Source organism: Salinicoccus sp. Bachu38, assembly GCF_038561955.2.
GTDB classification, from domain to species: Bacteria; Bacillota; Bacilli; order Staphylococcales; family Salinicoccaceae; genus Salinicoccus; species Salinicoccus bachuensis.
On record NZ_CP138333.2, the window covers coordinates 237,300 to 251,494 of the forward strand.

The following is a 14,195-nucleotide window of genomic DNA, read 5'->3' on the forward strand; positions in this document are numbered from 1 at the left end:
CTTTTTGTATTACTTCTTATAGCCATACATGTCAACGTTGTCGCTGCTTGGTTTTCTGATATTGTATTTCCACGCTTCGTCTTCATCAATCATCTTCTTGACGGCATAGATCGTCAGGAACTGCAGGATGATGATCGGCAGCCCCATCATGCCCGAGATGACTTCAAGCGGTGCAAGTCCACCAACCTGCATGAGCACGAGTGCCAGTCCTGTGATGACGAAAGCAACGAATATCCTCAGGAACTTCGATGGATCCTGTTCACTCATATCGTCCCTGCTGGTATAGGCGGCAATGGTGAATGTTGTGGAGTCGAGTGTCGTCGTCAGGAAGATCATTGCCATGATGATATAGAGTACCATGACGAGACCGGACCATGGGAGTGTCTGGAGAATGTCCGGAATCATCTGCACGGCTTCCTCTTCCTGGGCGAGTGCAAGGATATCGAGCTCACCATTCTTCTGCCTGTGCACCCCGATGCCTCCAAGGACACCTGTAGCGACCCAGGAAAGTGCCGTCGGTGCCAGAAGGTAGGTCAGAATCATTTCCTTTATCGTCCGACCACGGGAAATTTTGGCTGCAAATACACTGTGCAGCATAGCCCACGTGGCACTGTAGGCGATCCAGAAGATCATATGGCTTCTCATGTGTGCCGTCTGTTCCACTGCGACGGAATCTGTGAAGAAGGAGTATGTCATATAATTGTTCAACAGATGACCGATTGTATCAGTGAAGAAGTCCATGATGAAGATTCCTGGGCCGACAATAAGAACGAAAATTGCCAGAAAGGCAGCCAGGTACATATTCAATAGACTGAGGCGCCGTATTCCTTTTTCAATACCGAGATAGGCACTGAGTGAAAACAACGCAACCCAGATGAAGGTAACAATCATCGTCATGGTGAATGTCACCTCGGTATCGAGCAGCGCAGCGAGGTTGGATGTAATGATTGGTGTTCCGAGCCCAAGTGTTACTGCGGCACCCGAGAGGATACTGACGAGGAAAAGGATATCAATGAAAATCCCTCCGATACCATCGGTGAATCTGTCACCGAAAATCACTCGTGTGGCTTCGGATATGCGCATCATCGGACGTTTTTTTACGTGGATGATGTATGCTATGGCCGGAGCGGTCATGACGAATATGGAAAAGATCTGGAAACTCCACATGTACATCGCATATGCATTGCCCCAGAGGAACGACTCTCCTGATCCCGGTTCAATGCCGAATGGCGGATTGTTTGCCACTTCAGCCCACTGCACCATACCGGTTCTCATGATGGTGGAGCCAAGCCCCATGGCGATCAGGATGGATGCGTATGAAAATAATGAAAAACGGGGTTGCTCATCCGGCTCTCCAAGTACGACCTGACCATACTTTGAAAAAGACAGGTAAAGACCTGCAGCGAGCAGAATGGTGGCATACCAGATGTACCCCCACCCGAAGGAGGAAACAATCTGATCAAAAATTCCATTGAGCAGCTCCAGTGATTCCGATTCATAAAGGGAGAACGGAATACTGAGTGCCAGGATGAAGAGTACAGACGGTAGGAAAATCTTCCAGTCAATCGTCTTCAACTCTCTTCGTTTTGGTTCGTTCGACATAAGTATTCTCCTAACGTATTTGATTTTTTTACATTCACTTAACATGTACAATAGACATATACACCATGCTAACATAATAAAACATGAAATTTATACACTGGACGGGAATTGAGGTATAGTACAATAATATAAAGGTTGATCCATTCAATTTGGATGGAATTATAGATGAATGGAGAAGTGAAGAAATGAAAGCCTCGAATAACAGGGAACTGTCCTTGAAACTCTATGTTGTCCTACACCATGCGTTTAATGCTTTCCAGACGGAGGCATTCAAGGATATGCGCACACATGGTCTCAATCCGACGGCCTTCGCTGTACTGGAGCTGCTGTACAGCAAAGGGCCCCAGCAGGTGCAGCACATCGGAGAAAAAGTGCTGATCTCCTCCAGTTCCATTACGTATGTCGTCAATAACCTCGAGAAGGAGGACTATGTCAAAAAGGAGCAGTATGAAGCGGACCGCCGTGTTTCATATGTTTCACTCACGGGTAGAGGACAAGCGTTGATGGATAAGATATTCCCAGAACATGCCGAGCGCCTGGAACAGGTGGCGGATGGCCTCGATCCGGAAGAGAAGACACAATTGATCGATCTGCTCAAGAAGCTGGGGAAGAATGTTTCGATATAGCGTATCTTATCCGTAACATCATTCTTACAAAGGAGAGATATCATGGCAGAACTGAATTTGGCAGTAATATACTATAGTTCGACTGGTACCAATCATCAGATGGCCCAATGGGCCGAGGAAGCAGGTAAGAGTGTTGGAGCGAATGTAAGGTTGCGCAGAGTGCCGGAGACGGCGCCAATGGAAGCGATTGAACAGAATCCTGCATGGAAAGAGCATTATGAGAAGACACAGGATGTGGAAGAGGCGACGACTGAAGATCTGGATTGGGCAGACGCCATCATCTTCAGTGCGCCGACGCGTTTTGGTGTGGAAGCTTCCCAATTCCGTGCGTTCATCGACACAACCGGCGGCCTGTGGGGACAGGGCAAGCTGGTCAATAAAGTGGTCAGTGCAATGTCTTCTGCACAGAACTCCCATGGTGGACAGGAAGCTACAGTATTATCCATTTATAAGACAATGGCACACTGGGGCGCAATTATCGTTCCTCCAGGCTATACGGATCCCGTACAGTTTGCATCCGGCGGCAATCCTTATGGTGTGTCTGCAACAGCAGGAGAAGAGGGCATCGTGGAAGATATTGAAGAAGCGGTGAAGCACCAGGCAAAACGCACAGTCGAAACCGCCAAATGGATCAAGGATGGACAAGGACAGTAGAAAATTCAAAGAAGTAGAAGCAACCGGGAAAACAGGCTCCCGGTTGCTTTTTTTATTTCAATAAATTTACAGTAAATGTTTCAGAATGCGTTTGAGGGGGTAACTTTAATATTGTGTAAAACATATAATAAAAGGATGGGATATCATGTTCTACCACAGAAAAGAATTGCAGTTTGAAGCGAAGCCGGAAAAACCGAATCCGATGTATGCGAAGATGCTGCAGGAAGTCATTGGTGGACAGTATGGTGAAATGTCAGTAGCGATGCAATACTTATTCCAGGGCTGGAACACACGCGGTAACGAAAAGTACAAGGACCTCATAATGGATACGGGTACAGAAGAACTCGGACATATAGAAATGCTGGCCACTATGGTCGCGCGACTACTCGATGGCGCCCCGATCGACGAGCAGGAGAAAGCGATGAAGGACCCTGCAATCGGTGCAATAATGAGCGGCATGAACCCGCACCATGCAATTGTTACAGGACTGGGTGCAGCACCGGAGAATAGCGCCGGGGTGCCATGGAACGCAGGCTACATCGTAGCGAGCGGCAACTTGCTGGCTGATATGAGGGCCAATGTGAATGCAGAGTCCCAAGGTCGCCTGCAAGTAGCCCGTCTGTACGAAATGACGGGAGACCCAGGCGTCAAGAAGCTGCTCTCCTTCCTTCTCGCAAGGGATACGATGCACCAGAATCAATGGATTGCAGCGATTAAGGATCTGGAAGAGAAAGAAGGCGTAGTGACACCATCCACGGTCACCAATGACATGGAAGCCACAGAGTTCTCCCACCGCCTCATCAACTTCTCGGAAGGAGAAGAAAGCTCACAGCTCGCCTGGATGGATGGCGTGACACCGGACGGTGCGGCAGAGTTCCAGTATGAAAGTACACCGAAGGCATATGGAGACATTCCTATGCTGAAGCCGGCACCAGGCTATATGCATAACACGCCACCATTTGAAGATAAGAAATAGCTGGATGATGAATATGAAAAAGCATTCTTTCTTAATTGAAAGAATGCTTTTTTGTGCTACATATGCTCTACAAAAAGATATTGCGCAACAGTCTGGCTGATCTGGATTTCCTTGTCGGCTGTTCCATGGTGCAGTGTAAGGAGGTCGAGTGCACTGTCCCTGTCGGTAACCGTGACGGGATCGCCGATTTTCAAGTCATGATTTTTAACATAACGGAGGAGCTTTTCATCATCAACGATTCGGGAGATGCGGACCGGTGCGCCGATTTCCGCTTCGGTCAGATGTACCGTCCTCACTTCCTGAGCCTCCATGTGATCGACGGATATGGCACCGCCATGGGGGCAGTATGCTGGATAATCAAGGTAGTGCTCGAGCTTGTCTGCCAATGCCGTACTCGTTGCATGTTCCAGCAGTTCGGCTTCCGTATGGACTTCATTGATGGAGAAGCCGAGGTGTTTCACAAGAAACACTTCCCATAATCGGTGCTTCCGAATCAGCTTCTTTGCGTATTCTGTGCCTTCTCTGGTCAGTTTGCTGCCTTTATATGGTGTATATGCGACCCAGCCGGACTTGACGAGACTGTTCATCATTTCCGTCACGGTTGGCGGGGAAATATTCAAACGGTTGGCGATTTCCTTATTGGGCACCTGTTCGGTCCTCCCCCCGAGTTCGAACAGTATTTTCAGGTAGTCTTCTTTAGTAGGACTCAAATCCAGCCCTCCATTCCTCATTAATGGTTATATCATTTCAGGCAGGCAGCTCATATTTGATGCGTGTATAGTGGGTGAATTCCACGCCGCGTCGGGTCAGCCTGTATTTTTCATTATGCTTTTCAATATATTCGTTCACCAGCAGGTGGTCGATATGACGGTTGAACCGTTTCGGCGTAAGGTTGAAATGGGTCATGATCTCTTCCTGTGTCAAAGATTCATGGGACTGCTCATTCAACAGCATCAGTATCATTGCACGGTTGAACTGCTTTTTCTGACGCGCCTTCTGGACACGGTTGCTGACCCATCCATTGGGGTTGAACAGAAAGACGATCATGAAGGTGATCAGAGCAATGAAGGCGGTCGTACCTGCTACGGACAAATCGAAGTAGAAGCTGGTGTAGTAGCCGGCGACACTGTTCAGAACCCCAAAAAATAGAGCGAGCATAATCATCGTCCCCATGCGCTTGACAAGAAGATAGGCGGTAAGTGCCGGGGCGACAAAGAAATTGATGACGAGTATCGAGCCTACTGCATCGAAGGCTGCCACTGCCGTGACGGATACGAGCGTCATCAGAGCGTAGTGGATGAATGCAACGGAGAAGCCGGCGATATATGCAAACTTCGGATCAAAGCTCGTAATCTTCAGCTCCTTGTAGAACAGCAGTACAAAGGTGATGTTGATGAGCAGTATGATGGATAGCTGCCACAGTGCGTTTGGAATGCTGAGGCCGAAAATCTCGATGCGGTTGAACGGTGCAAAGATGACTTCGCCCATGAGTACGACATCGAGGTCCAGGTGGACATCACCGGCATATTTTGAGACGAGTATGATGGCGATGGCAAACAGGGCGGTAAAAACGAAGCCGATGGCCGCATCCTGCCGGATCAGCCGGGTCTGTGAGACCAGTTCTATGATGTAGACGGTGAGCACACCGACCAGGCTTGCTGCAATGATGAGCCAAGGCGAACGGATGTCGTTCGTGATGAAGAAGGCAAGTACGATGCCAAGCAGTATGGTGTGGCTGATTGCGTCCGTGACCATGGCCATGCCCCGGAGTACAAGGAATACGCCAAGCAGGCTGGTCGCCATCGCTGTCACAATGAGCACAAAAAGAACTTCAATCATCATGTGCGTTCACCCGCCTTCCTTTTCTGGATGCTGCGACTGAGGAGCCCTTTCCTTGAAAAGATCAGGGAGAGGATGACGAAGGCGGACAACACCAGTATGATTGCAGGACCGGTGGCAATGTCATCCCCTGCGGTACTGATGTAGGTGCCGATGAAAGCGGCGGCTGCCCCCGTCGTTCCTGCAATGAGCAGGACATGGAAAAAACGGTTCGACCACAACTGGCCGATCACTGCCGGGGCGATCAGCAGGTTGACGATGAGGATGGCCCCCACAGCTTTAAGTCCGACTGCAATCAATGTGATTGTGATGGCCAATATCATGAAATTCATGAGGGGGTTGCTGATTCCGATGCTTCGGCTGTATATCGGATCAAATATATATATTTTGATCTGCTGGTAGAAGAGTGAAAATATAAGAAGACTGGATATGGATGCTGCGATTATGAGATACACGTCACTTCTCAGCATGTAGGCTGCCTGGCCGAATATATAATCCGACAGGCCCTGGGTCCCGTCGAAATCGGGATTCCCCTGGACGAAACTCATCAATGCCATACCCAGGCCGAAGAACGAGGAGAGGACAAGCGCAAGTGCACTGTCCAGTGTGATTTTGGACTGCTCTGTAATGAGCTGGATGATGAAGAATGCGATGATGCCAAGCATCAGTGCTCCGAGTGCCAGAGCGAATGTATCGCGGATGCCGACGAGCATGAAGGCAATCACTATGCCGGGGAACGTGGCATGCCCCACGGCATCCCCGATCAGACTCTGTCCCTTGATGACACTGACAGTACCGATGACTCCGGAGGCAAAAGCCAGTATCACTGTACCGAACGCGACAATCAGAAAGGTGTAGCCGGATAATATATCAATCATGCGAACCACTCATCTCATAGTAGGCTCTGTTGATATTTTCTTCCCCCCATACTGAGCCGATAGTGCCTTCGGCGATGACGGTCTTGTTCAAAATGACGACGTGATCGAAGTATTCTTCGACCGTATCCAGGTGATGGTGGACGACAATGAATGTCTTGCCTTCCTGCTGCAGCTGTTTCATTATGTCGATGATCAGCTTTTCAGTCGTGATGTCGATCCCCTGCAGCGGTTCATCCATGATATATATATCTGCGTCCTGCGCGATGGCGCGTGCAATGAAGACCCGCTGTTTCTGTCCGCCTGAAAGCTCTGATATCTGACGGTTCCTGAAAGCCTCCATCTTCATCGTTTCCAGTGCGGAGAGGGCAATGCTTTCATCCTTGTGGTTCGGACGCTTGATCCATCCTTTATGGACGTAGCGGCCCATCAGGACGACATCCAGTACAGTGGCTGGGAAATCCCAGTTCACTTCCCCTTTCTGGGGAACATATGCCACCCGCTTCAGAGCATGTCTGGCATCCCTGCCATCGATTTCAATCTTCCCGGACACAGGACGGATCAGCTTCATGATCGATTTGATGAGCGTCGATTTGCCTGCACCATTGGGGCCGACTATGGCGGTTCTGCTGTTTTCCTGTATCGACATGTTGACGTGCCATAGTGCAGGCTTCTCCTGATAGGCGACATTCAGATCTTTTACTGTGATGAGTGGTGTCATATGTTTTCCTCCTCTATTTCAGGTGTTCCGTGATCGTATCGATATTATGCCTGAACATGCTGATGTACGTATCACCGCTGTCCCCTTGCTGGGCCAGAGAGTCGGACAGCAGAGCTTCTCCATCGCTGCCGACGACTTCCACCATTCCCCCTCCGGAGTGGACGATTTCCTGAAGCCGTCTCATCTGATCCGGATTTGTAGTGGTTTCCACGAATATGGCTTTGATGCCCCGGGACATGATGAGATCGGCCGTTTCTTCTATGGTACTGTTGGAGACTTCGGAGTCGGTGGAGATGCCCTGGGGTGCGTGGACCTCGATATCATAGTTGGATGCAAGATATCCGAAAGCGTCATGTGGTGTGATAATCAGCCGGGATGACGGCGGGATTTCCTCGATACGCTCCTTTACATAGGCATCGAGTGCATCCAGTTCTTCGAAGTAGGCGTCCCTGTTCAGCAGAAAAGTGTCCGCGTGCTCGGGATATGCTGCCGCCAATGTTTCATAGACGGTATTCGTGGCTGATTTATAGAGGTCGATATCGAACCAGAAATGGGGGTCCGCCTCCCCTTCATCCTCGAACATCAGATTGTCGTTACTGAAGTTTTCAGTGACGGATACGCCATCCTCCAGGACATCTACCATGCGGCCTTCGAAATTCAGCCCCTGGTAGATCAGCGTGTCCGCTTCCAAAATAAGCTTCAGATCACTGGCTTTCGGCTGGTAGATATGGGGGTCTTCTCCTGCAGGGATGACCAGTGACACATCAAATGCATTGACGTCTTCGCTGATGACCTGGACCATATCGTATATGAAGGTGGTCGTTACCACTACATCAGGCCGGCCATCTCCGCTGCTTTCCGTATCACTGCATCCCATGATCAGCATTAAAGATACAGCCAGAATGAAGAGCGAATGGATTTTCTTCATGGTATACCTCCTGCCCATTTTTATTTAGGTTATCCTAAACTATTTATTTAGTCAAACCTAAAAGAAGCCGGACTAGGAATTCCGACTCGTCAAAATCGAGTATATTTCATTTAATTGTTTAATTTCGTAGTGAGGGGAAAAAGAAAAGGGGTTGGATTTACCGAGCGGATTGTACCAGCATGTATCAATATTGCTGTCATGCCCTCCTTTTATATCCGAAGTGAGGGAATCACCGATGATCAATGCGCTCTTCCTGTCGAATTGCTCGATGCGCGCAGCTACGTAGTCGAAAAACGCTCTCATCGGCTTCTGGTATCCAGTGTCTTCGCTGATGAAGACACCCGAAAAGTAGGGCAGCAGCCCGGAGCGATGCAGACGTTTCTGCTGTGTCGCTTTGACGCCATTCGTGATGATGAAGAGGCGGTGTGTCCGGGAAAGTTCTTCAATGACATCAAGCGTTCCATCAAAAAGATGATGTCCATGCTCTGCGATGGTGTTCCTGTAGAGCTGATCCACCTTGCTGCCATCAACCTTTTTTCCGAGTGCCTCGAAAAATCGCTCATGTCTATAGGAGAGCACTTCATCTTTGGTAAGCTCGTTGCGTTCAAGCATTTCCCAATGTGCCTTGTTGATTTCCCTGTATAGTTGAAAAAACTCTGGGGCGGCCTCCATTTCGAAATGGGCCAGCACCTTTTCAAGTGCAGTCTGCTCGGCTCTGCCAAAATCGAGCAGCGTATCGTCCAGGTCAAAAAGCAATGTGTGATATTGGTCCAACTGTCATTCCTCCTGTAGGGGATGGCTGTCTCACCCCATCATAAGATTATTTAATCATAAGTATATATGCTATAATGGAATAATTAAATGCAAACGTTTGCACAACAGAGGAGGGACCTTTATGGAAAACCGTTCGAGTGGATTGCTGTTGCATGTGTCGGCATTACCCGGGAAATATGGCATAGGCGATTTTGGAGAGAATGCCTATCAATTCGTGGATTTCCTGTCCGCAACAGGAACGAAGTATTGGCAGATACTGCCGCTGGGCATTACGAGCTTTGGGGATTCGCCCTACCAGAGCTTCTCCGCTTTTGCCGGCAATCCGTATTTCATCGATTTCGACCGGTTGGTGGAAGCGGGTTGGTTGAAACAATCGGAAATCATCCGCACAGACCTTGGGGAAGATGAAGAATGCGTGGATTATGCAAAATTATATGAAGGAAAGATGGCATTGCTCGACAAGGCATTCCAGCGGGCTTATCCGGAAGTTGAAGGGGAGCTGGACCGCTTCACGGCTGAACATGAAGACTGGCTGCCCGACTTTGCCTGTTTCATGGCCATCAAAAAGGCGCATGGCAACGTAGCATGGACAGAATGGCCTGCACCCTACCGCCTTCGGGATGAGAAGGTGCTGGATGAATTCCATGGAAAGCACAGAAAGGACATACACTTCTGGGTCTTCACCCAATATCTTTTCTTCGAACATTGGGGAGACCTGAAGCACTATGCCAATCAGAAAGGCATAAGGATCATTGGGGACATCCCGATCTATGTTGCTGCAGACAGTGCGGATGTATGGTCGCGGCCTGACCTATACAAACTGAAGGAGAATCTGGAGCCGAGTGTGGTCGCCGGAGTACCGCCTGATATGATGAGTGATACGGGACAGCTTTGGGGCAACCCGATCTATGATTGGGAACGGATGGAGAAAGAAGGCTACCACTGGTGGGTCCGCCGGGTGGAAGAGAGCTTCCGGCTCTATGATGCCGTCCGCATCGACCACTTCCGGGGATTCGAAGCCTATTGGGAAGTGCCGGCTGAAGACGAGACAGCTGAAAATGGCGAGTGGGTGAAAGGGCCCGGCATGTCCCTTTTCAAAGCGATCAGGGAGCAGTTGGGTGAAAAGGAAATTCTTGCTGAAGACCTCGGTTTCCTTACCCAGGAAGTGCACGACCTGATTGAAGAGACCGGCTATCCGGGCATGAAGGTGCTCCAGTTCGGCTTCGGCGGTGAAGAGGGATATCTTCCCCATAACTACACAAGGCATACAATCGCCTATACCGGCAATCATGACACCCAGACGATGCGGGGATGGCTTGAGAGCGCGGATGAAGAAGCTGTCGAAGCAGCCCGTGCCTATCTGAACCTGACTGAAGAGGAAGGCTATGTGGACGGTCTGATCAGAGGCGTCTTCGCCTCCTCGTCCAATCTGGCGATCATTCCTGTCCAGGATCTGCTGGGACTCGATGATTCAGCACGTTTCAACGTACCCTCGACCATCGGCGGCAACTGGGAATGGCGCCTGACGCAGGATGACTTACAGAAGAGACACAGGAAGCATCTAAAAAATCTTAATGAACGATACGGGAGGTCACTATGACATCACTACAACTCAAGGATAGGATCGAAGGCAAAGCTTATGAAAGTCACGGGGATTCATTTTATGAACTGAATGAAAAAGAACAATTCAATGTCGTTGGCAATGCTGTCATGGAGTATCTTGTACCTGAATGGATAGAATCGAAGAGCAAATTCAGAAAAAAGAAGCAGGCCTACTACCTGTCTGCAGAATTCCTGATGGGACGGGCGCTGAGCAACAACCTCGTAAACCTGGGCATAGAAGGTGAAGTCAAACAGACTCTGGAAGAAATGGGAGTCGACTATAATGCACTGGAAGATGCAGAAGACGATGCAGGACTCGGGAACGGGGGCCTTGGCCGTCTGGCGGCGTGTTTCCTCGATTCCGGTGCCACACTCGACTACCCGCTTTCCGGCTATGGCATACTTTACCAGTATGGAATATTCAAACAGAACTTTGTGAATGGATTCCAGGTGGAGGAGGCAGATCCGTGGCTCGAGCATGATAATCCATGGCTGATAAAGAACAGCAACGATGCAGTGATCGTCGAATTCAGCGACAACGACAAGGTGGAGGCTGTACCATACGACATGCCGATTGTAGGATACGGGGGAGACACGATCAATACACTGCGCCTGTGGAAGGCAGAGGCCATCCACAAGTTCGACTTCCAGGCATTTGATCAAGGGAAATATATCGACTCCGTCAAAGCCCAGAATGAAGCGGAGACGATTTCACGCATCCTGTATCCGAACGATTCTACAAATGAAGGCAAGAAGCTGAGGCTCAGACAGCAGTATTTCTTTACTTCGGCCTCCCTGCAGGATCTGATGGAAAATTATAAGGCGGAAGGCCATAAAAGTTTCGATGATTTTTCAAAACTGCATTCCATCCAGCTGAATGACACCCATCCGGCACTCGCCATTCCGGAACTGATCCGCCTGCTTGAAAAAGAAGGTGTCGATTTCGAAAAAGCATTCGACATCACCCAGAAAACGATGGCGTATACAAATCATACGCTGCTCGCAGAAGCATTGGAAGTATGGGATAAGGGGCTGTTCACATCGGCACTTCCGAATCTCTATCCATATATCGAGGAAATCAATGCCCGCCTTGTGAGGGAATTGAAGGAATGGCAGGTCGACAAGGATGAGTGGCACAACTTCATGATCATACAGGGGAATTCCATCCACATGGCATTCATGTCGATCTATGCGACACGTGCAGTCAACGGTGTGGCTGCCATCCATACCGAGTTGCTCAAAACGGATGTCCTGAAATCATGGCACAACATGTTCCCGGACCGCATCCTCAATAAAACCAACGGTATCACGCAAAGAAGATGGCTGCTCCAGTCCAATCCGCAACTGAGCGGGATGATCACGGACCTTCTTGGATCGAAGGAGTGGGTGACTTCACTCGAGCAGCTGAAGGGACTCGAAGCCATGAAGGATGACGAAGCTGTGCTGGAGCGATTCATCGATATCAAACGCGAAAAGAAACAGGAACTTTCCGAGTATATCCAGTTCCACGAGGAAGTCGACATCGATCCCGATTCCATCTTCGACATCCAGATCAAGAGGCTTCATGAGTATAAGCGCCAGCTGATGATGGCATTCTACATCGCCGACCTGTATAACCGCATCAAAGCGGACCCGGATGGAGAATGGACGAAGCGCACATTCATCTTCGGTGCGAAAGCGGCACCCGGGTACTATATGGCCAAAGCGATCATCAAGTATATCAACGAGCTTGCAGGCCGGGTGAACACCGATCCGGATGTGAACGGAATCATCAAGGTCGTTTTCGTTGAAAACTATGGTGTATCCTATGCTGAAAGGCTGTTTCCGGCAGCGGATGTATCTGAGCAGATCTCCCTTGCAGGAAAAGAGGCTTCGGGTACAGGCAATATGAAGTTCATGCTGAATGGCGCCGTTACAGTAGGTACGATGGATGGTGCCAACGTTGAAATTGTCGAAGAGGCGGGAAAAGAGAACAACTACATCTTCGGCATGGACGTGGAAGAGGTCGTGGAAAAGCGGGGGAATTATGATCCTGTGGCAGCGATGAAGCGGACCGAAGGGCTGGAACAGGTGGTGAATGCGCTTGTCGATGGCACTTTCCACGATAATAATACAGGCATGTTCCAGGACCTGTACAACAGCCTGACCGGGGAAGACCAGTACTTCATACTGGAGGACTTTGAAAGCTACCGGGAGGCACAGGACCAGATTGCCAGTGATTTCAAAGACCAGAAGGCCTTCTATGGAAAAGGCTTCATCAACATGGCCAATGCAGGCAAGTTCTCTTCCGACAGGACGTTGGAGGAGTATGCTACAGAGATTTGGCATGTGAGCAAACAGAAGTAGAAAAGAATACACAATAAAACAAGCCTGATCCTCTTTGGATCAGGCTTGTTTCTATTCTGCAAGCAGGAAGCTTTCCTCATCCCTTGAATGGATTTCATCCACGATGATGATGGAAACGGAATAGTCGATGAGTTTCTGGAAATCGACTTCATCCCTCGCCAGTTCTTCCTTCATGCGTTCGATCATGATACGCATCAGGTCATGGTCACGTGTCAGGTGCTGGACTTTATCATGGAGGTCGGGATTCTTATTGACCGCTTCCTCATATAGTCCATTATCTTCCTCTTCACTGTCTGCATGCGTCAGGATGCGCTGTTCCACATATTCGATGAACGACTGCATTTCTTCGGCTAGTTCCTTGTGTTCCAGTTTGTTCAGTAAAGTCTTCATATCAGCGACGTGGTCTTCTGCACCTCCCAGGCTTGCGTCATGGATTGCTCTATGTGCGTGCAGCTGTCTGAGTGCCGGTCCTGCCATAAAATCACTTCCTTACCGATTGTTTTCTATTGATCCTTCGGTGTGGGATTGGTTGCCCACATCTGGCTTGTCTTGATGAAGGTTCTCGGATTCAGTTTGAGCTGGCTGACGATGATGTCCGCCATGTCTTCTGCATGGGTCATCGTCTCTTCCTTCAGTCCCGTCTCTCCGATTAGATCGGTGAGTACGGCGGACGGAGTCAGATAGGAGACCCTGATGTTGTGCTGGCGCATCTCCTGCATCACACCTTCGGTCATGCCGATGACAGCGAATTTTGTCGCGGAATAGAGTGAGCTGCCTTTTGTTCCCTTAAGTCCGGACATGGAGGATATGTTGATGACATCCCCCTGGCCCTGCTGTTTCATCATCGGAAGGATGCCATGCATCATATGATAGATGCCGAATACATTGACGTCCATCATTTTGCGCAGATCCTCTTCAGAGCTTTCCAGGAAAGATGTATGGTTCATGATGCCCGCATTGTTGATCAGAATGTCGATGCGTTCGAATGCATCGTTGACTTCGCCCAGCATGCGGTCGACATCTTCCTTGTTTGAAACATCCCCGTTTAGGGCAACAACCTGGACCCCGTAGTTCTGAAGCTCCCCGACAGCGTCTTTCAATGTATCCGGGTTGCGTCCGATCACTGCAACATTGACGCCTTCCTCAGCAAGTGCATGGGCCGTGGCAAGGCCAATGCCCCGTGTTCCTCCAGTGATTACAGCATATTTTCCTTTGATTTCCTGCATTATTCGACTCTCCTTATAATCAGCAT

14 protein-coding genes are annotated in these 14,195 nt (G+C 49.4%); 5 read left to right on the plus strand and 9 right to left on the minus strand.

Going from position 1 to position 14,195, the window contains the following annotated elements:
* Positions 1 to 9: 9 nt before the first annotated feature.
* Positions 10 to 1,602: a BCCT family transporter gene (locus RQP18_RS01260; protein WP_342388366.1), complete on the minus strand. Its 1,593-nt coding sequence runs from the start codon at positions 1,600 to 1,602 to the stop codon at positions 10 to 12.
* Positions 1,603 to 1,787: 185 nt separating this feature from the next.
* On the opposite strand from RQP18_RS01260, the gene RQP18_RS01265 reads away from it, so the two are divergent.
* The 3 genes from RQP18_RS01265 (at position 1,788) to RQP18_RS01275 (ending at position 3,858) form a co-directional block, all read left to right on the plus strand.
* Positions 1,788 to 2,228, plus strand: a complete 441-nt coding sequence (locus RQP18_RS01265; RefSeq protein WP_342388367.1) for a MarR family winged helix-turn-helix transcriptional regulator — start codon at positions 1,788 to 1,790, stop codon at positions 2,226 to 2,228.
* A gap of 42 nt (positions 2,229 to 2,270) precedes the next feature.
* A complete protein-coding gene (gene wrbA, locus RQP18_RS01270) occupies positions 2,271 to 2,882 on the plus strand; it encodes an NAD(P)H:quinone oxidoreductase (RefSeq protein WP_031547601.1) in 612 nt (203 codons plus the stop codon).
* A gap of 145 nt (positions 2,883 to 3,027) precedes the next feature.
* The gene (locus tag RQP18_RS01275) at positions 3,028 to 3,858 is read left to right on the plus strand and encodes a manganese catalase family protein (RefSeq protein ID WP_342388368.1); all 831 of its coding nucleotides are present in this window, start codon (positions 3,028 to 3,030) and stop codon (positions 3,856 to 3,858) included.
* A 56-nt stretch (positions 3,859 to 3,914) separates the two neighbouring features.
* Here RQP18_RS01275 and RQP18_RS01280 read toward each other — a convergent pair whose 3' ends face one another.
* The 6 genes from RQP18_RS01280 to RQP18_RS01305 all read right to left on the minus strand — a co-directional run bounded on the left by RQP18_RS01280 (position 3,915) and on the right by RQP18_RS01305 (position 8,995).
* Complete coding sequence (locus RQP18_RS01280) at positions 3,915 to 4,568, minus strand: metal-dependent transcriptional regulator (RefSeq protein ID WP_342388369.1); 654 nt, start codon at positions 4,566 to 4,568, stop codon at positions 3,915 to 3,917.
* Between the two features lie 37 nt (positions 4,569 to 4,605).
* Positions 4,606 to 5,700, minus strand: a complete 1,095-nt coding sequence (locus RQP18_RS01285; protein ID WP_342388370.1) for a metal ABC transporter permease — start codon at positions 5,698 to 5,700, stop codon at positions 4,606 to 4,608.
* Positions 5,697 to 6,575, minus strand: coding sequence for a metal ABC transporter permease (locus RQP18_RS01290; RefSeq protein ID WP_342388371.1), 879 nt, complete (start codon positions 6,573 to 6,575; stop codon positions 5,697 to 5,699). The genes RQP18_RS01285 and RQP18_RS01290 overlap by 4 nt, the downstream gene beginning before the upstream one ends.
* Positions 6,568 to 7,293 carry a metal ABC transporter ATP-binding protein gene (locus RQP18_RS01295; RefSeq protein WP_342388372.1) on the minus strand — a complete coding sequence of 242 codons (726 nt, stop codon included), beginning with the start codon at positions 7,291 to 7,293 and terminating at the stop codon, positions 6,568 to 6,570. The genes RQP18_RS01290 and RQP18_RS01295 overlap by 8 nt, the downstream gene beginning before the upstream one ends.
* A 13-nt stretch (positions 7,294 to 7,306) precedes the next feature.
* Positions 7,307 to 8,221: a metal ABC transporter solute-binding protein, Zn/Mn family gene (locus RQP18_RS01300; protein WP_342388373.1), complete on the minus strand. Its 915-nt coding sequence runs from the start codon at positions 8,219 to 8,221 to the stop codon at positions 7,307 to 7,309.
* Positions 8,222 to 8,293: 72 nt separating this feature from the next.
* Positions 8,294 to 8,995 (minus strand): YjjG family noncanonical pyrimidine nucleotidase, encoded by a 702-nt coding sequence (locus RQP18_RS01305; protein WP_342388374.1) that lies wholly within the window; start codon positions 8,993 to 8,995, stop codon positions 8,294 to 8,296.
* An 82-nt stretch (positions 8,996 to 9,077) separates the two neighbouring features.
* Here RQP18_RS01305 and malQ point away from each other — a divergent pair, with 82 nt between their 5' ends.
* Both malQ and RQP18_RS01315 read left to right on the plus strand, forming a co-directional pair.
* Positions 9,078 to 10,595, plus strand: coding sequence for a 4-alpha-glucanotransferase (gene malQ / locus RQP18_RS01310; protein WP_373446154.1), 1,518 nt, complete (start codon positions 9,078 to 9,080; stop codon positions 10,593 to 10,595).
* Positions 10,592 to 12,943, plus strand: coding sequence for a glycogen/starch/alpha-glucan phosphorylase (locus tag RQP18_RS01315; protein WP_342388376.1), 2,352 nt, complete (start codon positions 10,592 to 10,594; stop codon positions 12,941 to 12,943). The genes malQ and RQP18_RS01315 overlap by 4 nt, the downstream gene beginning before the upstream one ends.
* 51 nt (positions 12,944 to 12,994) lie before the next feature.
* Here RQP18_RS01315 and RQP18_RS01320 read toward each other — a convergent pair whose 3' ends face one another.
* Entirely contained in the window at positions 12,995 to 13,420 is a 426-nt protein-coding gene (locus tag RQP18_RS01320; protein ID WP_342388377.1) for a hypothetical protein, read from the minus strand.
* A 26-nt stretch (positions 13,421 to 13,446) separates the two neighbouring features.
* The gene (locus RQP18_RS01325; RefSeq protein WP_342388378.1) at positions 13,447 to 14,169 is read right to left on the minus strand and encodes an SDR family NAD(P)-dependent oxidoreductase; all 723 of its coding nucleotides are present in this window, start codon (positions 14,167 to 14,169) and stop codon (positions 13,447 to 13,449) included.
* Positions 14,170 to 14,195 lie beyond the last annotated feature (26 nt).

What these genes read in the sequence shown, in the direction of transcription:
- RQP18_RS01260 (WP_342388366.1), bottom strand. Translation starts at nt 1,602, where the DNA reads ATGTCGAACGAACCAAAACGAAGAGAGTTGAAGACGATTGACTGGAAG.
- wrbA (WP_031547601.1), top strand. Translation starts at nt 2,271, where the DNA reads ATGGCAGAACTGAATTTGGCAGTAATATACTATAGTTCGACTGGTACC.
- RQP18_RS01275 (WP_342388368.1), top strand. Translation starts at nt 3,028, where the DNA reads ATGTTCTACCACAGAAAAGAATTGCAGTTTGAAGCGAAGCCGGAAAAA.
- RQP18_RS01315 (WP_342388376.1), top strand. Translation starts at nt 10,592, where the DNA reads ATGACATCACTACAACTCAAGGATAGGATCGAAGGCAAAGCTTATGAA.
- RQP18_RS01325 (WP_342388378.1), bottom strand. Translation starts at nt 14,169, where the DNA reads ATGCAGGAAATCAAAGGAAAATATGCTGTAATCACTGGAGGAACACGG.
- RQP18_RS01300 (WP_342388373.1), bottom strand. Translation starts at nt 8,221, where the DNA reads ATGAAGAAAATCCATTCGCTCTTCATTCTGGCTGTATCTTTAATGCTG.
- RQP18_RS01320 (WP_342388377.1), bottom strand. Translation starts at nt 13,420, where the DNA reads ATGGCAGGACCGGCACTCAGACAGCTGCACGCACATAGAGCAATCCAT.
- RQP18_RS01285 (WP_342388370.1), bottom strand. Translation starts at nt 5,700, where the DNA reads ATGATGATTGAAGTTCTTTTTGTGCTCATTGTGACAGCGATGGCGACC.
- RQP18_RS01295 (WP_342388372.1), bottom strand. Translation starts at nt 7,293, where the DNA reads ATGACACCACTCATCACAGTAAAAGATCTGAATGTCGCCTATCAGGAG.
- RQP18_RS01265 (WP_342388367.1), top strand. Translation starts at nt 1,788, where the DNA reads ATGAAAGCCTCGAATAACAGGGAACTGTCCTTGAAACTCTATGTTGTC.
- RQP18_RS01290 (WP_342388371.1), bottom strand. Translation starts at nt 6,575, where the DNA reads ATGATTGATATATTATCCGGCTACACCTTTCTGATTGTCGCGTTCGGT.